22 protein-coding genes are annotated in these 26548 nt (G+C 67.5%); 10 read left to right on the top strand and 12 right to left on the bottom strand.

The genetic code is table 11. The features are described from left to right. Position 1 precedes the first annotated feature (1 nt). From JOF56_RS40100 to JOF56_RS40085, 4 genes are all read right to left on the bottom strand, one after another. Positions 2-4423: an nSTAND1 domain-containing NTPase gene (locus tag JOF56_RS40100; protein ID WP_209644719.1), complete on the bottom strand. Its 4422-nt coding sequence runs from the start codon at positions 4421-4423 to the stop codon at positions 2-4. Between the two features lie 44 nt (positions 4424-4467). Continuing rightward, the gene (locus JOF56_RS40095; protein WP_209644717.1) at positions 4468-5082 is read right to left on the bottom strand and encodes a hypothetical protein; all 615 of its coding nucleotides are present in this window, start codon (positions 5080-5082) and stop codon (positions 4468-4470) included. Positions 5083-5200: 118 nt separating this feature from the next. After that, positions 5201-7642 carry an ABC transporter permease gene (locus tag JOF56_RS40090; RefSeq protein WP_209644715.1) on the bottom strand — a complete coding sequence of 814 codons (2442 nt, stop codon included), beginning with the start codon at positions 7640-7642 and terminating at the stop codon, positions 5201-5203. Beyond that, positions 7642-8394, bottom strand: a complete 753-nt coding sequence (locus JOF56_RS40085) for an ABC transporter ATP-binding protein (RefSeq protein ID WP_209644714.1) — start codon at positions 8392-8394, stop codon at positions 7642-7644. The genes JOF56_RS40090 and JOF56_RS40085 overlap by 1 nt, the downstream gene beginning before the upstream one ends. Positions 8395-8505: 111 nt before the next feature. Here JOF56_RS40085 and JOF56_RS40080 point away from each other — a divergent pair, with 111 nt between their 5' ends. Genes JOF56_RS40080 through JOF56_RS40065 form a run of 4 tightly spaced genes read left to right on the top strand, consistent with a single transcriptional unit; the run spans position 8506 to position 11780 of the window. Then, a complete protein-coding gene (locus JOF56_RS40080; RefSeq protein ID WP_209644712.1) occupies positions 8506-9714 on the top strand; it encodes a sensor histidine kinase in 1209 nt (402 codons plus the stop codon). A gap of 9 nt (positions 9715-9723) precedes the next feature. After that, a complete protein-coding gene (locus JOF56_RS40075) occupies positions 9724-10371 on the top strand; it encodes a response regulator transcription factor (protein WP_209644710.1) in 648 nt (215 codons plus the stop codon). 46 nt (positions 10372-10417) lie between these two features. Next, positions 10418-11197 carry an SDR family NAD(P)-dependent oxidoreductase gene (locus tag JOF56_RS40070; RefSeq protein WP_209644708.1) on the top strand — a complete coding sequence of 260 codons (780 nt, stop codon included), beginning with the start codon at positions 10418-10420 and terminating at the stop codon, positions 11195-11197. Beyond that, positions 11187-11780, top strand: a complete 594-nt coding sequence (locus JOF56_RS40065) for a TetR/AcrR family transcriptional regulator (protein WP_209644706.1) — start codon at positions 11187-11189, stop codon at positions 11778-11780. The genes JOF56_RS40070 and JOF56_RS40065 overlap by 11 nt, the downstream gene beginning before the upstream one ends. Here the strand turns inward: JOF56_RS40065 and JOF56_RS40060 are convergent. The 5 genes from JOF56_RS40060 to JOF56_RS40040 form a co-directional block, all read right to left on the bottom strand. Further along, the gene (locus JOF56_RS40060) at positions 11777-12034 is read right to left on the bottom strand and encodes a fructosamine kinase family protein (protein ID WP_209644705.1); all 258 of its coding nucleotides are present in this window, start codon (positions 12032-12034) and stop codon (positions 11777-11779) included. The genes JOF56_RS40065 and JOF56_RS40060 overlap by 4 nt on opposite strands. A 209-nt stretch (positions 12035-12243) precedes the next feature. Then, positions 12244-14082, bottom strand: a complete 1839-nt coding sequence (locus JOF56_RS40055) for an ABC transporter ATP-binding protein (protein ID WP_209644703.1) — start codon at positions 14080-14082, stop codon at positions 12244-12246. Positions 14083-14224: 142 nt separating this feature from the next. Continuing rightward, positions 14225-15019, bottom strand: a complete 795-nt coding sequence (locus JOF56_RS40050) for an isocitrate lyase/PEP mutase family protein (protein WP_209644700.1) — start codon at positions 15017-15019, stop codon at positions 14225-14227. A gap of 71 nt (positions 15020-15090) precedes the next feature. Beyond that, a complete protein-coding gene (locus tag JOF56_RS40045) occupies positions 15091-16002 on the bottom strand; it encodes a TauD/TfdA dioxygenase family protein (RefSeq protein ID WP_281065555.1) in 912 nt (303 codons plus the stop codon). Positions 16003-16055: 53 nt separating this feature from the next. Then, positions 16056-17051, bottom strand: coding sequence for a LacI family DNA-binding transcriptional regulator (locus JOF56_RS40040; protein WP_209644698.1), 996 nt, complete (start codon positions 17049-17051; stop codon positions 16056-16058). Between the two features lie 121 nt (positions 17052-17172). Between JOF56_RS40040 and JOF56_RS40035 the strand changes: the two genes are divergently transcribed. From JOF56_RS40035 to JOF56_RS40015, 5 genes are read left to right on the top strand one after another with little or no spacing between them, the layout of a single operon-like run. Then, a complete protein-coding gene (locus JOF56_RS40035) occupies positions 17173-18264 on the top strand; it encodes an ABC transporter substrate-binding protein (protein ID WP_209644695.1) in 1092 nt (363 codons plus the stop codon). Next, positions 18264-19790, top strand: a complete 1527-nt coding sequence (locus JOF56_RS40030) for a sugar ABC transporter ATP-binding protein (protein WP_209644692.1) — start codon at positions 18264-18266, stop codon at positions 19788-19790. Before JOF56_RS40035 ends, JOF56_RS40030 begins: the two co-directional genes overlap by 1 nt. Next, a complete protein-coding gene (locus tag JOF56_RS40025) occupies positions 19783-20745 on the top strand; it encodes an ABC transporter permease (RefSeq protein ID WP_209644689.1) in 963 nt (320 codons plus the stop codon). The genes JOF56_RS40030 and JOF56_RS40025 overlap by 8 nt, the downstream gene beginning before the upstream one ends. Next, complete coding sequence (locus tag JOF56_RS40020) at positions 20742-21767, top strand: ABC transporter permease (RefSeq protein ID WP_209644686.1); 1026 nt, start codon at positions 20742-20744, stop codon at positions 21765-21767. The genes JOF56_RS40025 and JOF56_RS40020 overlap by 4 nt, the downstream gene beginning before the upstream one ends. 23 nt (positions 21768-21790) lie before the next feature. Further along, positions 21791-24292: a LamG-like jellyroll fold domain-containing protein gene (locus JOF56_RS40015; protein WP_307855468.1), complete on the top strand. Its 2502-nt coding sequence runs from the start codon at positions 21791-21793 to the stop codon at positions 24290-24292. On the opposite strand, the gene JOF56_RS40010 is transcribed toward JOF56_RS40015, so the two are convergent. Then, a complete protein-coding gene (locus JOF56_RS40010; RefSeq protein ID WP_443667633.1) occupies positions 24281-24625 on the bottom strand; it encodes an acyl-CoA-like ligand-binding transcription factor in 345 nt (114 codons plus the stop codon). The genes JOF56_RS40015 and JOF56_RS40010 overlap by 12 nt on opposite strands. Between JOF56_RS40010 and JOF56_RS61125 the strand changes: the two genes are divergently transcribed. After that, positions 24582-24800, top strand: a complete 219-nt coding sequence (locus JOF56_RS61125; protein WP_443667632.1) for an SDR family oxidoreductase — start codon at positions 24582-24584, stop codon at positions 24798-24800. The genes JOF56_RS40010 and JOF56_RS61125 overlap by 44 nt on opposite strands. Position 24801: 1 nt before the next feature. Here JOF56_RS61125 and JOF56_RS40000 read toward each other — a convergent pair whose 3' ends face one another. Beyond that, the gene (locus JOF56_RS40000) at positions 24802-25881 is read right to left on the bottom strand and encodes an FAD-dependent oxidoreductase (RefSeq protein ID WP_209644680.1); all 1080 of its coding nucleotides are present in this window, start codon (positions 25879-25881) and stop codon (positions 24802-24804) included. Continuing rightward, a complete protein-coding gene (locus JOF56_RS39995) occupies positions 25878-26543 on the bottom strand; it encodes a TetR/AcrR family transcriptional regulator (RefSeq protein WP_307855467.1) in 666 nt (221 codons plus the stop codon). Before JOF56_RS39995 ends, JOF56_RS40000 begins: the two co-directional genes overlap by 4 nt. Positions 26544-26548: the final 5 nt, after the last annotated feature.

The raw sequence follows: 26548 nt of genomic DNA, 5'->3' as shown, positions 1-26548 counted from the left end.
GTCAGCTCGGGCAGACGGGCTGGTCGCCGCGGTCGGGTCCGAGAGCCTTCCACTCGTCGGCCAGGGTGTCGCGGTCGAGCACGGCACAAACCTGCCGGACGGCCTCCTTGGTGTCCAAAATGTACGTCCGCACGGTCCCGTCCGCGCTGGCGCTGGATATGTACTTGCCCGACCAGTCGAACGCCACGTCGTTGAGATCGTCCTCGTGACGTTCGAACCGTCCGGTGGACTGGTGGCTGGCGACATCCCAGAGCCGCATGATCCGGTCCTGGCTCGCGGTCGCGAGAGTCTTGCCATCCGGGCTGAACGTCACCCGGCGCACAGTCGCGTCATGGCCGGTGATCACGCCCGCGGGGGAACCGTCCCGGGTATGCCACAGCCGCACGAGCCGGTCCGATCCCGCTGTGGCCAGTGTCTGACTGTCCGGGCTGAACTCGGCGTCGGTGGCGATTCCTTCGTGCCCGGCCAGAATCGTCATCTCCGATCCGGGGTCGGCAAGGTTCAACAGCCCGACCTTGCCTGCTGAGAGCGTGACTGCCAGCGAACGGCCGTCCGGGCTGTACGAGAGCGCGGTCGGGTAGTTGACGTCCACCTTGTTCGCCTCGGCGTTGCGCGGCTCCTCGCGCGTGGGACGGCGGTTGGCCACCGACAGGTCGGTGGCCTGCAGGAACATGACCTCGTCGCGGTCCACGTTGTCGCGGGCGTCCGCCGGGGTCTTGCCGGCAACCGCGATCGTCTTGCCGTCCGGACTGTACGCGGCTTGGGTGAACTCTGTGCCAGGGCGGGAGAAACGGGCCTCCTCGGCACCGGTCACCGTGTTCCACACGATGACCAGACCGTCGTCACCGACGGCCACGATCTTCGCCCCGTCCGGGCTGAATTCGGTGTGATACGACTTGCCGGCCGCACCCTGCAGTTGTTTGACCATGTCACCGGTGGTCACGTCCCACAACCGCACCGTGCCATGCCCGCCTGCGGTCGCGAGGAGCTTTCCCTTGGGCTGAAACGCGACACTCACCAGGGCCTCGTCGCCCGTGCCGAGCATGGAGCGCTGGAACGCCCACACCGTGATCACACCTGCCGAGTCGGCGGACAGGAACGTATGCCCGTCACCGCTGACGGTCAGGCCGAACGTGGTGACCGATCCGGTGGCCAAGCCCAGTAGCTGCCGTCGGCTGGCCCGATCCCAGACGTAGACCGTCGTGCCGATGCCCGCGGCCATGATCCCGGTTCCGGTCGGGCTGAACGCCACGGTGGCGAGACCGCCTCCTACCGTGGTCATCACGTCGATCTGGGTCCACTTCGAGGTGTCCCACAGCCGGAGGGACCCGTCCATGGACGTGCTGGCGAGCTGGGTACCGGTGCGGTCGAACGCCATTGCCAGGACGTCATCCGTATGCCCGGCAAGGCTTGCGACGACGGCACCGTCGCTGACCCGGTGTATGTCCACATTGTTCTTGTTGGTCGTCGCGACGAGCGAACCGTCCGGGCTGTACGCCATCGCCAGGGAGTTCGCCGCGGGGAACCGGGCTCGCTCAACGTGCGACTCCACGTCCCAGACCGCGACCCCACGGTCGGTCCATGCCACGAAAGTCTTGCCGTCGAAGGATATCTGCCCGTCGATGCCCTTGTCCGGAACGGTGAACAGGATCTTGCGATCCGGCACGCTCCACAGGGTCACCTTGCCTTCGATCGGGTTCGCCGCCAGCAGGAACCGGCCGTCCGCGGTCATCGACACGGTGCGGAACCAGCCGTCGCCGTCGGCGAGCACCGTCAGCTCCCGGCGATTCGGCACGTCCCACAGCCGGAGCGAGCCGTCACGCCCGCCACTGGCCGCGATCTTCCCGTCGCCGCTGATCGCCACGGACGAGACGGCACCCTGATGGCCCTGCATCCGGCCCTTGTAGTGATCGGTCTGCGTGCCTAGCAGCGCACTGCGTCCTTCGGCGGTTTCGCCCGCCTGCCAGGAACCCAGTGCCGACAACGCCGCCCGGCGTGGGTCGGTGCCTCTGGCCAGGGAAGCTTCGGCGGCCAGTTGCCGTGACAGGTTCATCTGCTTGCCGATGTCGGCCCGGTTGCGTTCGTCCTGGGCGTCCTGTCTCAGCTCGGTCGCGACGACCACGGCACCGGCGGCCACCAGCAGCAGCACACTCAGCGCTGCCACCAGCGTGCGCAGCCGCCGGGTTCTGCGGCGCGCGGTGATCTGCCCGGCGTATTCGGCGGCGTTCGACCTGACCAGGAACTCTTGTTCGGCGGGCTGCAACTGGGTACGGCCGCGATCGAGCCACGAGTTCACGGTGGCGAGGCGGACACCGCGGTAGAGGTCGTCGCTGTGCTGTCCGGACTCGACCCAGACCCGGACCGCGTCGATGAACCTGCGGTGCTGCACCAATCCCGCCCGGTCCTCGTCGATCCAGTCGCGCAGTCTGGGCCACGCGGTGAGCAACGCTTCGTGGCTGAGTCGCGCGCCTGTCGCGTCGACGGTGACGAGCCGCGCGGCGATCAAGTTGTCCAGGATGTAGCCGCTGATCTCCTGCGGATCGACTCTGCGCCGCGCGACCGTGCCGTCGTCGGAGACGGCCACCAGACGTAACAGGATCCCGCGAAGTGCTTCTCTGTCGGCATGATCAAGCCTTGCGAAGATGTCCTCGGCGGTCCGGGAAACAGCGCCGTCGATTCCGCCGGCACGGCGGTACGCGGCGAGCGTCAGCACAGAGCCTTCGCGGTAGTTCCACGCTTCTCTCAGAGCGTGTGCCATTCGCGGCAAGGCGCCCGGGTCGTAGCGCACCTCGCCGCGTACACCGAGGTCGGCTATCAGACGTTCCGGCAGGCCGGGTTCGATCTCGACGCCGAAGTCTCGGGCGGGCTGGACGATCGCCTGCCTGAGCTCGGTCGCGTCCATCGACCCGAGCAGCACGGGTGCGGTGAGAGCGGGCATCAACGGGTTGAGTTCGATGCATCGGTCGACAAGGTCCGCGCGCACCGCGAGGAGGGCCAACGCCGGTCTGGCGTGTGCCAGGGCCGTGGCGAACGCCCGCCGGTCGGCTTCGGGGACACCGTGGGTGAACAGTTCCTCGAACTGGTCGACCACGATGATCGACCGGCCGGCCCGCGCGCAGATCTCGCCGAACTTGGTGGGGCGCTGGCGGATGGACTGGGCGATGTCCGCGGCGGCCATCCCGGTGTGCGGCGCGATCGCAGCGGCCAGAAAGCCGATCGGATCCGAGCCCGGCGTGATCACGACCTGCGGCCATGCCGGGTCGTCAGCCAGTTTCGGCAGCAGACCGGCGTGCAGGACTGACGACTTGCCTGCGCCGGACGCGCCGACGAGGACTACCGGTTCGCCGCCGTCGAGTTGTTCTGCCAGGCGTACCAACAGTTCTGTGACGACGTGATCGCGTCCGTGGAACAGGTCCGCGTCCGACTGCTCGAAGCCGATCAACCCGGGGTAGGGGCAGGTCGGCGGGTAGTTGTGCAGGATCGGGAGCGTGCTTCCCTTGCGGGGCGAACTCGACCGCAGAATCGCCCGCACGATTTTGCCCTGGTCCTCAGTCGACTGAGCGGCGCGTGTGGTGACGCCCGCGTAGGCGGCTTCTCCCGCCGCCTTCATCATCGCGGTCGTCGTCGCGAATCGGCGTGCGGGCTCCTTTGCCATGCCGCGCATGACAACCGCGTCGAGCTCCCGGCTGATCGTCGGCACGAACACCGAAGGCGCGGGCGGAGGCTGCAGCAGGTGCGCGGCGACCTTCGCTGCCGGGTCCGACGCCGGATGCGCGAGCCGCCCTGTCAGGCATTCGAACAGGACACACGCCAGCGAGTACTGGTCCGAGCGACCGTCGACCGCGCCTGCGGACATCCGCTCGGGCGCCATGTAGTCCCAGGTGCCGATCAGGTCCCCGGACCGCGTCAAGGCTGTGGCCTCGGGCGATGTCTCCCGCGCGATCCCGAAGTCGGCCAGATAGGTCTGCCCGTCGTCGCCGATCAGGATGTTCGACGGCTTCACATCGCGGTGGATCAGGCCCCGTTCGTGCGCGGCGTCCAACGCCAACGCGACCTGCGACAGGATCCGGATCGTACGATCCACCTCGAAGGTCCCGGAACCCAGACCGCGCCGCAGGTCCGTGCCCTCGATGAGTTTCATGTCGAGGTACAGATCGCCGTCGATCTCCCCGAAGTCGTTCACCGGAATCACGTTCGGGTGCTTGAGCCCGGCCGCGATCCGTGCCTCCCGGCGAAACCGCACCCGGTATTCGCGGTCGGTGATCGAACTCGGCAGCCGCTTCAACGCGACCACGCGATCGTGAACAGTGTCGTAGGCGCGGTGAACCACACCCATCCCACCCTGACCAAGCAGCTCAAGAATCCGATAGGGCCCGAAAACAGGCATGTCGGTGGAACCGGTGTCGGTAGCGCCCGCGACCATCGCCCCAACCTACTGAGCAACCAGGACCCGCTGGGGCGGCAGATCTACCCACTGTCTCGCTCGCTCGTGACCGCGGTGGCGGCGCGACAGTGCCTCACGGGTACCTCTACAGGCACCAGGATCTCGCCGAGCCACGCGGCCAGTTCGGATAGATCCGTCCTGGGCAGGCGGCTGCCCAGTGCGGCGGGACACACGATGAGCCGTTCGCCGGCGCGGAGCACCACCTCCACCGAGTCTCTGTGTTCCCGCAGCATGATCTCCCTGAGGTCCACGATCTCCACCACAGTCCGGCGGAACCATCCGGCGACCACGACACGGTCCGGTCGTATCTCAATCCGGTGGAACGCATGCGCGAACCGCACCGCACCGATCGCCAGGTGCGCGGCACCGTAGATGACCAATCCCCCGAAGGGAGCACTGACGAACACGAGGAACGCGAAGCTGAAGGCCTCACGCAAGGCTCTCAAGAACAGATTGACAAGCGGCATCACGGCCACAAGCAGGCCGAACTGCGCCAGGGCCGCGGCAAACACCAACGCCAGCACACAGACCACAGGTGCGAGTACCGCACGGAGACCGCCGGGCGCGAGGCGCAGCCGAAACCCGGCATGTCGTCTACGTACAACGCGACGCAGTGATCGCGGCACCTTCGCCGTCATAGCCGAACAGTATTGCGTGGCCCCTGATGCGCATCAGGGGCCACTGCATTTAGGACTACGACCACAGTGAAATCTGACAGTGACGAAAACGCCCTTCAAAGCAGCCGGGAACGAAGCCCTACTCGCGGGTGAGGACGGTGACTTTGCCGCGGGTGATCCGGCGGGCGGGGAGTCTGATGGCGAGCAGGCCGATGGCGGTGGCCAGGGCGACGATTCCGATGTAGACCAGGGGAGTGCCGTCCGGGATCGGCGAGCCGGCCAGGTTGAGGCCCAGGAAAGCCAGGGGCAGCACGGGAATCGCGGATCCGGCCACGACCGCGATGCCGACGACGATCCAGGATTCGACGCGCATGACGCGCAGGACCTGGCGCCTGGTGCCGCCGACCAGGCGGAGCAGGGACAGTTCACGGCCGCGGTCCAAAGTGGCCGTGACGAGGGTGTTCACCACCGACAGGGCGACGTAGAGCATGATCACGCCGAGCAGGATGCGGTTGAGCCAGAGGTTGGCCTGCTGTTCGTCGTCGAGGGCCACGACGAGGCCTTGGCGATCGGTGACCTTGAGGCCGGGGTAGGGCAGTGCCTGCAGGCCGTCTGTGTTGCCGCTGACCAGGATCGAGTCCGCGGTCCGGTTGACGGTGTGCGGGATCAGGACTTCGTGCGGCATCAGGATGTCGCCGAAGCCGAGGTTGTCCTTGAACACCGCGACCACGGCCGGGTTGATCAGCGTCCGGTCGCCGAGGTACATCGAGATCCGGTCGCCGGCCTTCTTTCCCGCCCATGAGGCCGTGGTTTCGCTGAGTGCCACAGTGTCTCCGCGCAACGCGCCAAAGTCGCCTGTGGTCGCGGTCAAGGAGAGGGTGCCTTTCAATTGGGAGGCATCCACGCCATGAGCGCGTGACTTGGTGAGTGGTTCGGAGGCCGCGTCGGGATCCAGGACGACGACTTCGCTGCCGACCAGGGGAGTGGCGGCGGTGACGCCGGGGACGGCGCGTGCGGCGGTGGCTGCGTCGGCAGGGAGGCCGTTGGGGGCGGTGAGGACGTAGTCCGCTGTGGTGGCGGCGCGGGCTTGGTAGAGCGTGGCTTCGGCCATGGTGGTCTGGCTGTAGAACTGCGTGACCGCGAAACCGATCGTGAGCACGAGCGGGGTGACGGCCGCGGCGAGGCGCCGGGAGTTGGCCATGCTGTTGCGGGCGGCCAGATATCCGGCGCTGCCGGGCGAGCGCAGGAGAGGACGGCCGATGAGCCGGGTCGCGGCCGACACGAAGACCGGCCCGAGCAGGCCCAGTCCGATCACGGCCAGCAGTGACGACATCCCGGCCGGGGCGATGGCCGGCTGCCCCGGGATGACCAGAGCGGCGACAGCGCCGGCGACCGCAAGTGCCAGCAGCACGAATCCTGAGATCAGGCGCGCTTTACCGAGCCTGCGAGGTTCGACGGCGGCCTCGCCCAGCGCCTCCACGGGTTTGATCCGAAGCATCCGGCGGGCGGAGGACCGGGCCGCGATCTGTGCCGCCGCCACACACAACACGATCGCGGCGAGCATCGGTACGGGACCGACGGAGAGTTCGAACTCCGCGGGGATGATGCCGATCCTTGCGAAAGCGTCGCGCAGCGCGTACCCGGCGAACAGGCCCGGCCCGACACCCAGCACAGCACCGGCCCCGGAAATCAGCAGGGTTTCCGTGCCGATCAGGCGCCGGAGCTGACGAGGTGTCGCGGCGACCGCGCGCAGCAAGGCGAATTCACGCCGCCTTTGGTTGAGCACCAGGGCGAGCGTGCTGCCCGTCACGAAGATCACGATCATCAGCACGAACCCGGAGAACGAGCTGGTCACGATCATCAGGATCATCCGGGACTGCGCGCCGTCGGAGGATTCCGCCTCGGACCGGTTCACGCCGGTCAGCACACTCACGTCCGGGTTGGCGGCGAGTGCGTTCCGCACGGTGTCCGGATCGCCGAACACACCGATCGCGGCGATTTTGCCCGGGTCGCCGGACAGTTGACGCGCGACGTCATCGGAGAAGAACACCGCCGGTGGCCCGTCGGCGATCCCGGCGACCCGGTACGACTCGGATTGGGACCGCACTGAAAGCGGGATCGTGTCGCCGACCGAAACCCCCGCCCGGCCGGTGAGCACGACATCGCGCGGCCCGGCAGGCGCCTGCCCCGCTTTCAGCGTGTAAGGAGCCAGTTCCGCGCTGGCCCAGCCGTGCCCGGACGTGGGCCCGTCCGGCGCGAGCACGGGAAAGTTCACGTCCCCGATCGCCTTGCGGACGCCGGGAATCCGGGTCACCTCGTCGACCAGGCGTGCGTCGACGGGCACTCGCCCGGCGAGGCTCTCGCTGTGGGACATGCCGTCCGCGGTCGCGCTGACCGTCTGGTTTCCGCTGATCACGGCCGGCGCCGCGGCGTACCGCTGGACCGGGACGCCGCCGAACAGCCCCGACTGCAGCAGAATCCCGCACGCCGTGAGCAGGATCGACCCGCCGAACAAGGCGAGCAGTGGCGCGACGAAGGCCCCTTTGCGGGCCTTGATCGCCTGCCAGGCCATCCCGTACATCACCAGTCCCCCAAAGTCGTCATCCGCGTGGCCACGAGGTCGGGCGTCGGCCGGGCGACCTCGTCGACCACACGGCCGTCGGCCAGGAAGATCACGCTGTGCGCGTGTGACGCGGCCACGGGGTCGTGCGTGACCATCACGACGGTCTGGCCGATGCTCTCCACCAGGTCACGCAGCAACGTGAGGACCTGCGCGCCGGTGCGTGTGTCCAGGGCGCCGGTGGGTTCATCGGCGAAGACGACCTCAGGGCGGGTGATCAGGGCTCGGGCGATGGCGACGCGTTGCTGCTGGCCGCCCGACAGCTGACTCGGCTTGCGGTCCAGGTGCTGGGCCAGGCCGACCCGGCCGATCACCTCGTGCAGCCAGGCCCGGTCGGCCTGCTGCCCGCCGAACCGCAGCGGCAGGGTGATGTTGTCCAGGGCACTCAGCGACGGCACGAGGTTGTAGGCCTGGAAGATGAAGCCGATCCGGCTGCGGCGCAGCTCGGTCAGCGCGGTCTCCTTGAGCCTGCCGAGGTCTACGTCACCGAGCCGGACGGTGCCGGAGGTCGGCCGGTCAAGCCCGGCCGCGCAGTGCAGGAACGTGCTCTTTCCCGACCCGGACGGCCCCATCACGGCCGTGAACCGGCCTCGCCGCAGCCGGAGCGTCACGCCGCGCAACGCGGTCACCGCGCCATCGCCCGTTCCATAGGTCTTGGCCACGGAGTCCAGCTGGACTGCGTACTCCTGACTGGTCGTCACTGGTGTTGTCATTCCCCGCTCCTGCTCGTTGTCGGGAGCGACGGTAGGTTCCCGGGCGGGGTCACTGACATCCCGCGCACTGCCAGATCCACGGTGGAGCGCGCTCTACCATCGGGGAGGGACATGAGGCAGGCGCTGGTGGCGGTGTGGCCGTCGTTGCGCTACTTGCTGGTGGGGTTCGTCACGGCGCTCGCGTCCTGGATCGTGCTGTCCGTGGTCCTGGTGAGCCTGGTGGTGTATCCACTGCTTCCGCACGCGGTGCGGTTGATGCGCCGGGTTGTGGCGTACGACCGCGGGCGGGTGGCGGCCTTCTCCGGCACGGCCATTCCGGAGCGCTACGAGGAGTTAGGCGGTTCGCTCGTTCAGCGGGTCGTGACAGCGGCGTCCGACCCGGCGACCAGGCGCGACGTGGTGTGGCTGTTGCTGCACGCGTTGACCGGGATGCTCACCGGCGGCCTGGCGGTCGGCATTCCCAGTGCCGTGGTGCAGAACGCGTTGGCACCGCTCTACTGGTGGGCCATCCCAGGTGGAGTCGGCACCTCGTTCGGGATCGTTGTGGACTCTTGGTCGCTGGCCGCGGCCAGTCCCGTGGTCGCAGTCGCGCTTCTGCTGCTGGGCCGTTGGCTGATACCGGTGATGGCGGCGTGGGACGTCCGCTGGTCGAGCACACGGCTCGCGCCGCCGAAAGCGACTCTCGTGCAGCGGATGGCCGAGCTGACCGCGACCCGGGCGGCGGCGCTGGAGGCGCATGGTGCCGAGTTGCGCCGGATCGAGCGCGATCTGCACGACGGCACGCAGAATCGCCTGGTTGCCGTGGTGATGATGCTCGGCATCATGGAGCGTTCGCTCAAGCGTGACCCGGATTCCGCGCTCCCGCTGATCGTCAAGGCGCAGGACGCCGCCACCGACGCGCTGGCCGAGCTCCGGGACGTGGTTCGCAGCATCCATCCGCCGGTGCTGGCCGATCGTGGGCTCGATGGCGCTGTGGACGCGCTCGCCGCGCGGAGCCCGATTCCGTGCACGGTCGCCGTCGATTCTGTTCGCCGGTTGCCCGCCGCGGTCGAGTCGGCGGCGTACTTCGTCGTGGCGGAGGCGTTGACCAATGTGGCCAAGCACAGCGGAGCCACGCAGGTCACGGTACGGATCTCCATGTCGGGCGACGCCCTGACGATCGAGATCGCCGACGACGGCCGCGGGGGAGCCGACGAGGACGGCGGCACCGGGCTGAACGGCATCCGCCGGCGGATCGCCGCCTTCGACGGGCAGACCGCGGTGACTAGCCCGCCAGGCGGGCCGACTGTCGTGCGAGCCGTTGTCCCGGCTGGAGCGTGAGAGGAAACCATGCGGATCGTGATCGCCGAGGACGACGCCCTGCTGCGTGAGGGCATGGCGTTGTTGCTGCGCAGTGAAGGCCTGGAGGTGACCACGGCCACCGACAATCCTGATGACCTGCTCGCCGCGCTGGACACCGACAAGCCGGATGTGGCGGTGGTCGACATCCGGATGCCACCCACGTACACCGACGAAGGCCTGCGCGCCGCGGTGGAGGCACGCAGGCGTTATCCCGGCCTGGCTGTGCTGGTGCTTTCGGCGTACGTCGAGGACAGCTATGCCGAGGATCTGCTGGCCGGGAACGGGGGAGGAGTCGGCTATCTGCTCAAGGAGCGGGTTGGCAAGGTCGCGGACTTCCTCGACTCGCTCAACCGGGTAGCCGCCGGGGGAACCGTGCTGGACCCCGACGTGGTGGCCCAGCTTCTGGTGCGCCGCAAGGCAAGCGACCCGATCCGGACGCTGACGGCGCGGGAACGGGAAGTGCTGGCGCTGATGGCCGAGGGCCACTCCAACACCCAGATCGGCGACGCGCTGGTGATCAGTGCCGGTGCGGTGCACAAGCACATCGGCAACGTCTTCGGCAAACTCGGCCTGCCTGCCGGGGACGGAGGCGGTCACCGCCGGGTCCAGGCGGTGCTGGCGTACCTGCGTTCCTAGAACTTTTTTCTATAAGTTTGTTCTAGTTCTGGATTAGGCTGCCGGGATGATGGCAGTGGTCACCGGTGGCAGCCGTGGCATCGGATACGCCGTGGCTGAGGAGCTTGTGCGACGAGAGTGTCAGGTGGTGGTCGTCGCGCGGGACCGTGCGCGCGGCGAACAGGCTGTGTCGGCATTGGGGCCGGCCTCACTCGTGGTCGCTGATCTGTCCACGATCGCGGGCATTCAGTCGGCGGCAGACCAGATCCTCGATCAGTGCCCGAAGATCGACGTGTTCGTGCACAACGCGGGGATCTGGCCGACCAGGCTCGTGCGTACGCCCGACGGGCTGGAGCAGGCGTTCGCGGTCAACCATCTGGCGCCGTTCCTGCTCAATCACCTGCTGGAGCCGCGACTGCGGGACAGCGCCACCCGGGTCGTGCAGGTCAGCGCCGGGCTGTTCGTCAAGGGCCGCTACGACCCGCAACGCACACCCACCGGCGAGGACTTCCACCGGATGCGGACGTACTGCACCACGAAACTGGCCAACCTGCTGACCGTTCCCGTGTTCGCCGAGCGCTGGCGGAACACCGGTGTGACCATCGACGCCGTGCACCCCGGCGTGATCAAGACGGATCTCGGCGACACCGGTGGCCTGCTCGGCCTGCTGATGAAGTTCGTCAAACGGTCCTGGGCGCCACCGGCGTCGGGCGCCAAGCCTGTGGTCCGGCTCGCGTTCACCACTGGCAACGGCCGGTACTTCGACCAGAACGCGCTCGCCGAAGGCCCGAAGGATCCTGTTCTGGCACAACGAGTCTGGGACCAGGCGGTGGCCTATGTCCCCTAAGCAGCAGCGCGGCACCGAGACAGTCGACCGGCTGCTGTCCACAGCCTTGGACGTGTTCGCCAAGTCCGGTCAGGACGGCTTCACCGTCAACGCCGTCATCGCGGCCAGCGGCGTCAGCCTGGGCAGCCTGTACCACCACCTCGGTAGTTTCGACGGCCTCGCTGCCGCTCTGTACAGCAAATGCATGACGCAACTGTTCGACGAGCTCATCGCCGCGTTGCAACGCACGCGTACCGCGCGCACAGGTGTCCGCGCGCTTGTGGTGACATACCTGCGTTTCACGGAGGAGCACCCAGCGGCAGCCCGGTTCATCCACGCGTCGGCCTACGCTGGCTATGTCTCCGCGCACGCAGCACAGATCAATGCCACCAAGGCACCGCAGCTTGCGGCTGTCGCCGGCTGGCTACGGCCGCACGTCGCGTCCGGTGAGATCGTCGACCTACCGGAACCGTTGATCGAGATCCTGCTGATCGGGCCGGTGGCAGAGACCTCCCGCCGATGGCTGTCGGGCGTACCCGGTATCGACATCGGACAGGCGATCAAGGTCCTGCCTGATCGGATCTGGCGCTCTCTGCAGGCCTAGGCCCCAGCTCGGCGGAACGGCCTGAGAGTGGCGCGGACGTGCTGCGCCGCGCCCCAGTCGTGGTCGAACTGGGCGATCACGGCCAGGTGCTGACGCAGCTGGATCAACGGCATCCGGGCCCGCCAGTCTTCGTCCAGGCCGGTCAGCTCCGCGTAGACGTCGAAGAACCGGTTCGCCTCAGGCGGATGCGGAGTGCACCACAGGTGCGCCAGGTCGACCTCGGCCCATGTGTAGGAGATCGCCGGGTCGATCAACGCGGGCCGGCACGTCGGCGAACGACTTGACGAACAGCGAGGGCCCGCTGGGCCGGACGGCGACGCCTGCGAGCGCAGCGACCCCGCCTTCGACCGGCTCGACTGCCGTGACGTCGGTCAGTCCCGCTGCGTGCAGGCGGTCAAGCAGCAAGGAGGCGATCGGCACGGGAACGCAGGCTACCTCAGCCTCGCCGTGCCGATCTTCCACGCTAGCTGGTCATGACCGTCGGTGTGTCCTCGTCGAGGAAGCCGCCGGACTGGTGGTGCCAGAGGCCCGCGTAGGTGCCCTGCAGCCGCAACAGTTCCTCGTGTGTGCCCTGCTCGACGATCTGGCCCCGGTCGAGCACCACCAGCTGGTCCATCCGGGCCACGGTGCTCAGCCGGTGGGCGACCACGAGGGCGGTCCGGCCTTCCATGAGTTTCCACAGTGCTTGCTGGACAAGGATTTCACTTTCGGAGTCCAGGGCGCTGGTGGCTTCGTCGAGCAGCAGGATCGGGGCGTCACGCAGGATGGCGCGGGCGAGCGCGACACGTTGCCGTTGGCCGCCGGACAGCTTGATGCCTCGTTCGCCGACCATGGTGTCGAAGCCGTCGGGCAGGGCCTCGGCGAACTCGGTGACGTGTGCTGCCTGCGCGGCCTGGTGGATCTCCGCGTCGGTGGCGCCCGGCCGGGCGAACGCGATGTTGTCGCGCAGCGTCCGGTGGAACATGGCCGGGTCCTGGGGGACGTAGGCGATCAGGCTGCGCAGGTCGGCCTGGCGCAGTTTGGCGATGTCCTGGCCGCCCACCAGGATCCGGCCCTCGTTGACGTCCATCAGCCGCAGCAGCAGGCGGGTGAGTGTGCTCTTGCCGCCGCCGGACCGGCCGACGAGGCCGATCTTGGTACCGCCCGGCACTGTCAGATCCAGCCGGTCGAACAGTGGCGGCGCTCCCGCGTGTGCGAAGGTCACCTGGTCGAACCGGACGTCCGCGGTGGTCTTGCGCAGTGGTTCGGGCGAGTCCGGGTCGAGCACGGTGGGCGGGTCGAGCAGGAGCTCGGTGAACTGGGCCGCCTCGGTCAGCGAGCTTTCCATCCTGCGGTAGATCTGGTTGAACTCGAACATGATCCGGGTGGCGTTGCTGAAGTACGTGAACGTCACCACGATGGCCTCCACGCCGAGCTGCCCGCCGCTGAGGCTGACGGCCAGGAACAGCCCGAGCGCGTTGGTGAGCACGGACATCGGCGCGACCAGCGTGTCGATCCGCAGGTTGGCGTAGTCCCATGACCGGACTGCGATCCTGCGTTGCTCGGCGACACGAGACTTGTGCTCGGCCGCCTCGCGGGGTTCGGCGGCGAACGCCCGCACGGTCTCCATGTTCGCCAGGCTGTCGGCGACATGGCCGGACACCCGGGCGATCGCGGCTTCCCGTTCGTCCACAAGCGCCTGACGGCGGCGGACGAGCGGCGCTATGCCCAGGCCGGTGATCACGATCAGGCTGACGAGCACGACCACGAGCAGCGGGTGGTACTGCCACAGCACGACCGACGCGAAGGCCAGCGGCACCACGCTCGCCAGGACGGAGAACGCCAGCGTGTCGACGAACTCCTCGAACCGGTAGGCGAAACTCAGCACCCGCTTGGTCAGCGACCCGGCGAAGTTGTCATGGAAGAACGCCGCGTCCTTGGCGAGCAGCTCGTTCATCCCCTCGACCGCGAGGTTCTCGATCCCGCGGCCGTCGAGCCGGTTCAAGCAGTGAATTCCCAGCCGCCACACGCCTTCGGCGAGCAACAGCAACCCGCCGAACCCGAGAACATAAGGCAGCACAACGGATGCGGTCACGGTGCCGCCGTCGGCGATCCGCGCGGCGAGCTCCGCGACGATCAGCGGTGTAACATAGAACAGAACGGTATTTCCCAGCGCGGGCAACAAGAGTGCGGGTACGGCGACCCGCCGCCGCCGGGCGATCTCACGGCCGTAGTAGCGCAGTGCCAGCAGCACCGCTGATTTGCGCGTGGACGAACCGCGGCGCGGATTCCCATCCTCGCCGCGTGATCCGGGCGCAGTCATATCCTCCCCTTCGACGCACGTCCGAGCACCAGCCCGTCCATGTTGCCCCAAGAGGTGCAGTCAACTCGACCGAATATCCACGCCATTCCCTGTCACCGCGATCCCCGGCGAGCAGAATCGCGCCGGGGACCACTTGGCTGCCCTACTTGCTGAGCGCCTTGTTCGTTGCGTCGTAAGGGATTCCTTCGGCAGTGCTGTCGTAGGTGCCGTGGGTGAGCAGTTCGGCGGTCGCGCGGGCAGCCACTGCGTAGGCGGCTTGGGCGATGGCAGCGCCCAGGCTGATTCGTACAACACCGACGTTCGCGAACTCGGCGACAGTCGGCGCGCCGGCCCACGCCATGACCGCGATCGGCAGGGGACCGGCAGTCAGTTCGGCCAACGCGGGCAGGTCGATCAAGCCGGGAACGAACAAGCTGTTCGCGCCTGCCTCGGCATAGACGGCGGCCCGCTCCAAGGCCGCGGCGAGCCGGTCTTCAGCAGCGGTCACACTGGTGAGGTAGATGTCCGTGCGGGCGTTGATCCACGCCGGGATACCCAGACTGTCGGCGGCGGCCCGCGCGGCGGCCAGCCGTTCCGCCTGCTCGGCCGGCGCAAGCAGGCGCCCGTTCTCACAGTCCTCGATGTTCACTCCGACCGCACCGGCTTGCAGCACCGCAGTCACCGTATCGGCAACGGATCCGTAACCCGCTTCAATGTCAGCCGTGACCGGCACGTCAACCGCCCGCACAATCCGCTCGACAACCGCGGCCGACCGGTCAGCACCGAAATCCACTCCGTCGGCCACACCCAGCGACCACGCGACCCCCGCGCTCGTCGTCGCGATCGCCTTGGCCCCAGCCCCCGCAATCGTGACAGCCGACGCCACATCCCAGGCATTCGGCAACAACAACGGCTCACCAGTCTTGTGCAGCCCGGCAAAGGTCTCAGCTGAACTCATGATCAAGACCCTACTGCCGGGCGCAGCCCGCACGCTGGCGATTTTCGGACACCACCCGGGGTCACGTACCGCTAGCTTGAATAGTGGGAGGCGTCGCCCTGGAGGGGGATGCTGTGGACTCCGTCGATGCTGACTGGGATGTCGCCGGCGAGGGTGATTCGGTGCAGGCGGCGGGGGAGGTCGTTGTAGTCGGAGATGGCGTAGTGCTGGGTGGCGCGGTTGTCCCAGATGGCGACGTCGCCGTCCTGCCACTGCCATCGGACGGTGTTCTCCAGGCGGGTGATTCGGTTCTGCAGGAGGTGGAACACTGCGTTCGACTCTGCTGTGGACAGTCCGACGATGCGTTTGACGAAGTGGCCCAGCAGTAAGGCCCGTTCGCCGGTCTCGGGGTGGATGCGGACAACGGGATGTTCGGTCTCGTAGTAGTCGGAGACGAACTCCGATCGGTAGCCCTGTTCTTTGACGTCGATGCCGCCGATACGTTCCTTGTCGACCTCGGCGGCGTAGTCGTACACATTGGAGTGTACCGCCCACAGCCGGTCCACCAGGGCTTTGAGGGCGTCCGGCAGACGATTGTAGGCGGTGACTGTGTTCGCCCAGACGGTGTTTCCGCCGTACGGTGGCAGGTGCACGGCACGCAGGATGCTGACCGCCGGGACCCTGTCTACAAAGGTCACGTCGGTGTGCCAGCTGTTGGCCTTGGAGTACTCGGAGTCCACCGGCAGAATGTGTGGATTGCCGTTCTTGACCGTCGGGTGCCCGAGGGTGACCTCGCCCAGCAGGCTGCCGAAAGCGAGTTGTCCCTGGTCGTCGAGGTGGTCCTGGCCGCGGAAGAAGATCACTTTGTTGGCCCGCAAGGCGGCCCTGATCGCCTCGATGTGGGCGGCGGGCACGTCGCCTCCCAGCCGTACTCCGTCGATTCGTGCGCCGATGTCCGCACCGAGCTTGGTCACGGTGAGCTCGGTGCTCAGCTGAGTCGTCATGGCTTTGACGCTAGGGCGAACGCGCAGCGAGCGAAACGCGTCTCAGATTCTGGTCAGCCTGTGGTGCTTTCGCGGACCTCGAGTGTGAACGGGATCTGGATGTCCTGAGGCGCGCCGTTGTCGCCGCCTGCCCGGTGGTGGATGAGATCCACGGCGGCGTGGGCGAGCGCGGTCTTGTCCGGGGCGATGGTGGTGAGCGACGGCAGGCTGTACGCGCTGTGCTCGGTGTTGTCGAAGCCCACGACAGCAATGTCTTGCGGCACATGGTATCCACGCTCTGCCGCGGCGCGCACGGCACCGAGTGCGAGCATGTCGTTGAAGCAGAACACGGCATCCGGTGGCTCGGGTAGCGTCAGCAGCCGGGCCATGGCCGCGGCGCCATCGCTGTGGTGGTAACGCATCGCGGTGGCGACGAGTTCGGGCGCCTGCGGCAGATCCGCTTCGGACAACGCGTCACGGTATCCGGCGAGCCGCTGGGTCGCGGTGCCGCGATTGGGGTTCTGGCCGATCACAGCGATCCGGCGGCGGCCCATGCCGATCAGGTGCCGGACGGCCACCTGGGCGGCGCGCACGTTGTCGATCCCGACGTGGTCGATGGGCACGTCCAACGCGTGCTCGCCGAGCAGGACCATCGGGATTCCGCTGGCGTGCTGGGTGAAATCGGCCTTCTCCAGCGCCTCGGGGCTGATGATGGCGCCGTCGACCATGTGGGGGCCCAGCGAGGCGAGAGTGGCGCGTTCGGCGTCGCGCACCCCTTGGGTCTGTTCGATCAGGACGCTCCAGTCGTGCCCGTGGGCCGCGGTGATCACGCCGCCGGCGAGCTCGCCGAAGTAGGGGATGCTCAGCTCCGGCACCATGAGCGCGATGAAGCCGGTGCGGCCGCGGCGGAGGTTGCGGGCGCCGACGTTGGGCTTGTAACCGGTTGCGGCCAGAGCCTCTTTGACGCGGCGCTCGTTCTCCGGCCGGACGAACGAGTAGCCGTTGACGACGTTGGACACCGTTTTCACCGACACGCCGGCGAGTTCGGCTACGTCCTTGAGGGTTGCCACCCGGGAAGCGTATCAAGGACGGGCATATTTACAACGTTGTACCAACGATGTAACGTCGCTAGGGTGATCGGCGCCACAGCCGGTCCGGTGCGTGTTCTCGCTGGTCAACGAGGAGTCAGCCATGCTCGCCACCGGTTTTCCCCGTCCCATCCACTTAGGCCGCGTTGCCGGCGCGTCGTTGTGTGCGTTGCTCGTTATGTCCGGGTGTGCGAAGTCCGAGGAAGCGGCCGCGCCGCCGCAGGCGCAGGGCAGCGGCGGCGCGCAGGCTCCCGTGGCACAGTCCACCGCCGGACCTACCTGCACGCTGAGCCAGTACGGCGGCGACAAGATCGATCTGAAGAACGCGATCGTGGGTTTTTCCCAGTCGGAGAAGGAAGCCAACCCGTTCCGGACCGCCGAGACCCAGTCCATCAAGGACGAGGCCGCCAAGGCCGGGGTCAAGCAGCTGCTCACCACGAACGCCAACTCGCAGCTGAGCAAGCAGATCTCCGACATCCAGGACATGATCAACAAAGGTGCGCAGGCACTGATCGTGGCCCCGCTGAACTCAGACGGCCTCGAGCCCGCACTGTCGGCCGCCCGGGCGAAGAACATTCCGGTGCTCACCATCGACCGTAAGGTCAATTCCACCGCCTGCAAGGACTACGTCGCCTTCCTCGGCTCCAACTTCGTCGAGCAGGGCAAACGGGCCGCCCAGGAAATGGCCAAGGCACTGGGTAACAAGGGCAAGGTCGCGATCCTGCTCGGCGCGTCGGGCAACAACGTCACCACTGATCGCACCAACGGATTCATCGACGAGCTGAAGGCCTCCGCACCGGGCATCCAGGTGGTCGCCCAGCAGACCGGTGACTTCGCCCGGGAGAAGGGCCAGCAGGTGATGGAACAGATCATCCAGGCTCAGCCGGACATCAACGGTGTCTACGCGGAGAACGACGAGATGGCACTCGGCGCACTCGTGGCCCTGAGCGGCGCGGGCAAGAAACCCGGCACCGACATCCAGATCGTCTCGATCGACGGCACCCGCAACGCGGTCCAGAAGGTCACCGACGGTGAGCTGTACGCGGTGGTCGAGTCCAACCCGCGGTTCGGCCCGCTGGCCTTCCAGACCCTCAGCACGTTCCTCAGCGGGCAGCCGGTCTCGCAGACCGTCGTGATCAGCGACAAGCTCTACGGCAAGGACAACGCCTCCGCCGAACTGGCCAACTCGTACTGATGGCCGGCCAAGCGGTGCTGGACGCCCGCGCCATCGGCAAACAGTTCCCCGGTGTGACCGCCTTGTCCGAAGTGGACCTAACGCTCGCGCCGGGCGAAGTGCACGCCCTGGTCGGCGAGAACGGCGCGGGCAAGTCCACCCTGATCAAGGTGCTCACCGGGGTGTACCCGCCCGACGGCGGTGACCTGCGTTTCCAGGGCCAGCCCGTGCGGTTCGGGCGGCCGCTGGACGCGCAGGCGGCCGGTATCAGCACGGTGTACCAGGAGATCAACCTCGTACCGCTGATGTCGGTCGCCGCCAACCTGTTCCTCGGCCGGGAGCCCAGATCCCGGCTCGGGCTGATGGACTTCCGGGCGATGAACGCCGCGGCGAAGCAACTGCTCGATTCGTACGGCGTCGACGTTGATGTGAAGCGTCCACTGCGGACACTGGGTGCCGGTGTCCGGCAGATGGTCGCGGTCGCCAGGGCGGCAGCGACCCACGCGCGGGTGGTGATCCTCGACGAGCCCACGTCATCGCTGGAACCTCGCGAGGTCGACACTCTGTTCGCGATCATCGAGCGGTTGCGGGCGGACGGCGTCGCGGTGCTGTACGTCAGCCATCGGCTCGACGAGCTGTACCGGATCTGCGACACGGTGACGGTCCTGCGCGACGGCCGGAGAGTCCACTATGGGCCGTTGGCGGAGTTGTCCCGCTTGCGGCTGGTGGCGTTGATGCTCGGCCGGGGCCTCGAGGAGATCCGCCGCGAAGGGACCACCCGGTTCGAGGCGGGCACGACCGAGGCCGCGGACGCGCCAGTGCTGGCCGCGACCGGTCTGAGCAGCGAACACCGGTTGTTCGGCGTCGACATCACAGTGCGGCCGGGGGAGATCGTCGGGCTCGGCGGCCTGCTGGGCGCGGGACGCAGTGAGACCGTGCGGGCCATCGCGGGCTCATTGCCGCTGGACTCCGGCACGGTGTCGGTGGCGGGCAAACCCGTGCGGACCGGCTCGGTCGCCGCGGCCATGCGGGCAGGGGTGGTGATGCTGCCCGAGGACCGGAAAGCCGAGGGTATTCTCCCCGATCTCTCGGTCCGCGAGAACATCGTTCTGGCGGCGTTGCCCCGCCTGTCGGCCGCGGGCATGGTGTCGCGGCGCAGACAGGACGCCATTGTGGACACTTTCGTCCGGCGGTTGCGGATCAAGGCTTCGAGCGTCGATCAGCGTGCCGGGGAGCTGTCGGGCGGCAACCAGCAGAAGGTGCTGCTGGCCAGACTGCTGTGCCAGGAGCCGAAAGTCCTGCTGCTGGACGAACCGACCCGCGGTATCGACGTCGGCGCGAAGGCCGAGGTCCAGGCACTGGTGGCGGAACTGGCCGCCGAAGGGCTCGGGGTCGTGCTGATCTCCTCGGAGTTCGAGGAGGTCGTCGAGGGCTCGGATTCGATCGTGGTACTCAGGGAAGGCCACGTGGTCGGGCGGTTGCGCGGAGCCGAGGTGACAGAGGCCGCACTGATCGCAGCGCTCGCGGACGGAGGCAGCGATGATTGACACTGTTGCCGCCGAGACCCGGGTCCGGCCGAAACGCCTGCTGCGGGACTACGGCGTCTACGCGGCACTGGGCGTCCTTGTGCTCTACAACCTGGCGTTCACCGAGAACTTCGCAAGCCTGGCGAACCTCAATACCCAGCTGGTCCAGGTCACCCCGATCCTGATCGCGGCCCTGGGCATGGCCTTGGTCATCGGGACCGAAGGCGTCGACCTGTCGGTCGGTTCGGTGATGGCGCTGGCCGCGGCACTGCTTCCGCTGTATCTCGGATACGGCCTGATGCCCGCGTTGATCGTGGCACTGGCAGGCGGGGCGCTGTGCGGGTTGTTCAGCGGAACGCTCGTCGCGGTCGTGGGAATTCAGCCGATCGTGGCCACGCTGGCGCTGCTGGTCGGCGGGCGTGGGCTGGCGCTGGTGCTGGCCGACGGACGGCTCAAGGACATCCGCAATCCGGCGTTGCTGGAGCTGGGTGCGGGCAAGGTGCTCGGCATCCCGATCGTGGTGCTCATCGCGGTGGTGCTGACCTTGCTGGTCGGATTCCTGGTGCGGTACACGACTTTCGGACGGCAGCTGGTCGCGGTCGGCGGGAATCGGGCGGCCAGCGAACTGGCTGGGCTGCCGGTCCGGCGGGTGCTGATCGTGACCTACGTGATCAGTGGCGTCCTGGCTGCGATCGCGGGCATTGTCGCGACCGCGCGGCTGACGGCGTCCGACCCGTCGGCGATCGGCCAGCTGTCCGAACTGGCCGCGATCACCGCGGTCGTGGTCGGCGGAACGCCCTTGTCCGGCGGGCGGGTGCGGATTCTCGGCACAGTCGCGGGCGCCCTGCTGATGCAGCTGATCTCCGCGACGTTGATCAAGAACAACCTGCCCACGTCGATGTCGCTGGTGGTGCAGGCGGCCATCATCGTCGTCGCGGTCTTCCTGCAACGGCCACGCCAGGGAGGTGGCGGATGACCGTCGTGCGTCCGGAGGTCCCGGTGGCCATAGAGGGAACCGCCGACAGTGGCGTGACCAGGCGCGAACAGTTGGCGGGTCTGGTCCAGCGCCGTGGTTCGGTCGTGGTGCTCGCGCTGGTCGTGCTGATCTCGGCCTTCGCGTTCGATTCGTTCGCGACGGTCGACAACGCGCGCAACATCGCCATGCAGAGTTCGTTCCTGGCGATCATCGCGCTGGGCATGACCTTCGTGATCATCTCCGGCGGCATCGACCTGTCGGTCGGCTCGGTCTATGCCCTCGGTGGTGTGCTCGCCGCGTACGGAGTCCAGTGGGGGAGCCTGGCCGGACTGCTGCTCCCGCTGGTGGTGTGCGGCGGGGTCGGCCTGCTCAACGGCGCCTTGGTGGCGTACGGCAGGCTGGCGCCGTTCATCGTCACCCTGGCGACCTTGCTGGGCGCCCGCGGCCTGCTGCTGGCGATCACCGATGAGGGCGCCACCACCCGGCTCATGCCGCAGGATGCAGTGCTCACCAAGGCTGGACAGGGCACCTTCCTCGGTCTGGGCATCCCGGTGTGGATCGTGATCGCGTTGTTCGCTGTTGGTGTGCTTGTGTTGCAGCGCACCAGGTTCGGGCATTCCGTCCTGGCCATTGGGGGCAGTGCGGAAGCTGCCCGGCTGATGGGCCTGCCGGTGGCCAGGCGAACCATGGGGCTCTACGCCGGCAGCGGCCTGCTCGCGGGGCTGGCCGGCGCGTTGTCGGCGGCTTACTACGCTTCCGGCGTCACGATCGTCGGCGTCGGCATGGAGTTGGACGCCATCGCCGCGGTCGTGATCGGCGGAACGTTGCTCACCGGCGGCGCCGGGACCGTCGGCGGCACGCTGGCGGGCGTGCTGCTGCTGATGGTGATCCAGAACGTCATCAACCAGATCGGCACCTTGTCCTCGCACTACCAATCCGTGGTCAGCGGCGTGTTTCTGGCCATCGTGGTCGCCGTCCAGGCATATCTGAGCCGGGCCCATCTCGGCAAATCCCGCTCATAACCGCTCGTAAAGGAGGTTGCCCAGTGTCGAGAACCCCCACGACGAGAAGACTCATCACTCTGTTAGCCGCCGCGCTGACCGTCACGGCGCTTACTCATGCTCCGGCGTCCGCGGAACCACGCTGGAAGCCCGGGAAACCCCCGCTGTCCACACCGTGGACCAGCCAGGTCGGCCCGAACAACGCACTGCCGGAATACCCCCGGCCGCAATTGACCCGGGAACGGTGGCGAAACCTCAACGGCGTCTGGGAATTCGCCGGCGCCGCACCGGGGGAGGCGCCGCCGGTCGGTGACACACTCGCCGAACGGGTGCTGGTGCCTTACCCGATCGAGTCGGCACTGTCCGGGATTCAACGCCGCGAAGACCGGATGTGGTATCGCCGATCGTTCTCTGTACCCGACGACTGGCGCGTCGGCCGGGATTCCCGGCTGCGACTGAACTTCGGCGCGGTCGACTACGACGCCACGATCTGGGTGAACGGCAAGCAGGTCGGTACGCACCGCGGCGGCTATGACTCGTTCAGCCTGGACATCACCGACGCGTTGACCCGGCGCGGTCAGCAGGAACTGATCGTCGGCGTGACCGACCTGACGGACGCGACCTGGCAGCCCGTCGGCAAACAGCGCAATGTCCCCGACCGGGGGATCTTCTACACCTCCAGCTCAGGGATCTGGCAGACCGTGTGGATGGAACCGGTGGCGTCGGCCAACATCACCCAGCTCGACCAGACACCGAGCCTGTCCGACAGCACACTCCGGCTGACCGCACGAGTCGAGGGTGACACATCCGGTCTGGCTGTCGAGGCGGTCGCTTATGACCGGAACCGCGTTGTCGGCAGGGTTGTCGGTGCGCCGAACAGTGCGCTCAAACTCCCTGTCCCGAACCCGAGACTGTGGTCGCCGGATTCGCCTTTCCTCTATGACTTGAAGGTCCGGCTTGTTCGCGGGTATCGGACCGTGGACAGCGTCGGTTCGTACTTCGGCATGCGTGAGATCGGCATGAAACCCGGTACGGACGGCAAACTCCGGATGACGCTCAATGGCAGGATCCTGTTCCAGATGTCCACACTGGACCAGGGATTCTGGCCGGACGGCATCCACACCGCGCCCACCGACGCGGCCCTGCGGTTCGACCTCGAACAGCACAAGGTCCTCGGCTTCAACACCGTGCGCAAGCACATCAAGGTCGAGCCGGACCGGTGGTTCTACCACGCCGACAAGCTGGGACTGCTGGTGTGGCAGGACATGCCGGCGATGAAGACGTCCAACCAGCTGCCGCCGCCGGACGCCCAGCAGCAGTTCGAACGCGAGCTGCACACCATGGTCGACAAGCACAAGAACTTCACGTCCCTGGTGGCATGGGTGCCGTTCAACGAGGGCTGGGGCGAATGGGACCGCACGGCGACCGGGCGGATCGCCGACTCGGTGAAAGCCCAGGATCCGAGCCGGCTCGTGAACGCCCACAGCGGCGTGAACTGCTGTGCCTCCAAGGGGGATTCCGGTCGGGGCGACATCCTCGACCACCACGCCTACCTCGGACCCGCGGCACCAGCTCCGAGCGCATCGCGTGTCGCCGTGGACGGTGAACACGGTGGTTTCGGCCTGGAAGTAGCCGGGCACATGTGGTTCGGCGAAGGACACGCCTACGAGATGACGCCCGACTCGGCCACACTGACCCGTCGTTACGTCGAGAACCAACGCGATGTTCTCGCCGTCGCGCAACGCTGCGGGATCAGCGCGGCCGTCTACACCCAGATCACCGACGTCGAGCACGAGGTGAACGGCTTCTTCACCTACGACAGGCAAGTCCGCAAGATGGACTTCAAACAGGTCAAGGCCGTCAACGACGCCATCGTCCGATCCGCGGACGGCACAGGCAGCCCGAATCCGCCGGGACCCGGCACCCCAGGGCCTGACGGAATCACGTTCTATCCGTTCGAGGAAGCCGCCGGCACCACGACCGCCGACACCGTCGGCAAACACAACGCCACCCTGACCGGCGGCGCGGCCTGGACCGCGGGCCATCCCGGTTCCGCGGTCCAGTTCAACGGCAGTACCTCCACTGTGGACACAGGTGCCAGCGTCCTCGACACAGCGGGCAATTACACGGCCGCAGCATGGGTGAAGCTCGACAGTCTCGGCGGATTCGCCACCGCGGTCAGCCAGGACGGCCCCAGCAACAGCGCCTTCTTCCTGCAGTACTCCGGCGCTGACAACCGGTTCGCCTTCAGCTTCGCCGGAGTCCGTGCCCTGGCTCCGACCGCCCCGGAGGTCAACCGCTGGTACCACCTCGTGGGTGTCCGGGACGTCCGAGCGGGTTCGTTGACGCTGTATGTCGACGGCCAGCCCGTGGGCACCGCGTATTCCTGTGATGGCGGCCCAGGCGCTGGCAATACGGTCATCGGGCGCGCCAAGTACAACGGCGGCCCCGTCGACTACTGGCGTGGCGCGATCGACCAGGTGCACCTGTTCGACCGTGCATTGCCAGCCGCGGAGGTAACACAGCTGTACACCTCAGGACGCTGAGTCGTTCCCCTTGGTCCCGCCCGGCGATTTCGGGCGGGACCAAGCCATGTCTTCGCCGAAGACGGCAGCGAGCGCCTTCGCGATCATGTCGGGCAGCGGAGTCCGGCCGTCGTCCTCGGCCCAGCGCACCAACGCCGTGTGCAGTGCGGCCAGGCAGGCGCTGGCCGCCGCCTGGGCCTGGAACGCTTTGTCGTCCTTGACGGCATCGGCCTCAAGAGCGGCGACGATCGCCTGCTGAAGGGCGTAGTGGTTGTCCAGGTGTTTGGCCCGCAAGGCCGGTGTGGAGATCATGAGCCGCAGACGCGCCAGCAGAAACTGCTCATCTCCGGTCAACGCGGTGGCCGAGTCGATGAGCGCCCTGCCGATGCGGCGGACCAAAGGCTGCTCGCTGGGCGGTCCCGACGACATCGCCGATGTGGTCGCGTTACTCGCCTCGGATGCGGCACGGTGGATCACCGGTCAGGTCATCGACGCGAGTGGTGGCCTGTTCCTCGGACCGCGCGTCTGATTCAGGCTGCGGCGTGGCCGGCCATCTGCGCGACCACGCCGTGCGGTGCGTCGGCCTGGAAGCAGAGTTCGAGACTCGCGGCGGACATGGCGGCGGCGGCCTTGCTGCGCGCGAACATGGTCTGCTCGTACTTGAGCAAGGCTTTCTCTGGGTCCTGCGGATTCGCGGCGATGGCCAACGCGAGTTCGGCACCGTCGAGCATCGCCAGGTTGGCGCCCTCGCCTGCGAATGGGGACATCAGGTGGGCGGCGTCGCCCAGAAGGGTCACGCCGGGAGTGCGTTCCCAGCGGTGTCCGACGGGCAGTGTGTGGATCGAGCGGGAGACGAGGCCGGTGTCCGCGTCTGTGATCAGCGCATGGAACTGCGGATCCCAGTCGGCGAACTGCGACAGCAGGAACTCTTGTGACAGTTCCGTTTGCCGGGTGCGTAGTGCGACATAGATGTGCAGGCGGCCGTGGGGTTCGCGGTGGGCGAGAAACCCTTTTCCCTCACCCAGCGCGAACATCATGCCCGGCCCGACGAGATCGGCGGCGGCCGGATGACCGTTGTCCGCGTCGAACAGGTTCACCTCGGCGAAGCAGATGTCGGCGCGGACCGGTGTGGCCTCGGAGACGAGCGGCCGGATTCTCGACCAGGCTCCGTCGGCGCCGATCAGTAGGGGAGTGGTGAAGGAGGTTCCGTCGGCGAGGGTGACCTCGTGTGTGCCGTCGCCTCGCGGGTGTGCCCCGGTGACTTTGGCGCCCCAACGGACTGGGGTGTCCTTGAGGAAGAGGTCGCGCAGGTCTTTCCGGTTCACTTCCGGCCTGCCGACTTCGTTGTCGTTGCGCCAGTGAAGGGTGGCGTGCCTGTCGTAGATGCGGGTGGCTTCGCCACCGGGAAGGATGATCTCGCGGAATTCCTCGAACAGGCCGGCCGCGCGGAGGGCTTCCTGGCCGGATTCCTCGTGCATGTCGAGCATGCCGCCCTGGTCCCGTGCGGTGGGCGACGAGTCGAGATCGTAGACAGTCGCTTCGATCCCGTTGCGGCGCAGTACCCGGGCGAGCGTGAGACCGCCCAGACCGGCACCGACGATGGTGATCATTCTGATGGCTCCCTTGGTGTGCTGCGTGTTCCGTTGATCAGGACCCGAAATCCCCACGCGAGCCGTTGGGGCCCGGAACCGCTGAGAAGATCGGAACCGAGCGCGGCGATGTGCGGATGGGTCTTCGGGGAGGCGTTGCGCACCGCGGCTTCGACCAGATCCCAGTCCGCGGGGGAGTCGCCAGCCTGGTGCTCGGCAGCGGTCGCGGTCGCCGTCTGCAGCAGCAGATCGATTCCCCAGGCCGCCTGTCCAGGCGGGATCCCGCCCTCGGACAGCAACGCCAGCACGGCTTCGACGAGATTGAGGTAGTGGGGCCCGGACGGCCGGGCCACCAGCGCGGACTGCGCGAGACCAGGATGGTCGAACAGGACCTTCGTGTACGAGGTGAGAACCTCGACCAGCCGGTCCTGCCATTCTCCCTTGCCAGGGCGCAGATTCACGGTGCCCAGCAGCTCGTCGAGCACGGCGGCGTGCAACTCGGCCGTGTTGCGGACGTAGACATACAGCGAGGCCGCTCCGGTATCGAGTTCGGTCGCCAGCCGGCGCATCGTGACCCGGTCGAGGCCTTCCGCCTTCATCAGCCCGACGGCGGTCGCCACAATCCCTGCCCTGGTCAGAGCCGGTTTCGCCGGTCGTTCCCGGCGGCTTCGCGGTGCGTTCACGACGC

The organism is Kibdelosporangium banguiense (assembly GCF_017876405.1).
Taxonomy (GTDB): domain Bacteria; phylum Actinomycetota; class Actinomycetes; order Mycobacteriales; family Pseudonocardiaceae; genus Kibdelosporangium; species Kibdelosporangium banguiense.
This window is presented reverse-complemented; position numbering and strand designations above follow the sequence as displayed.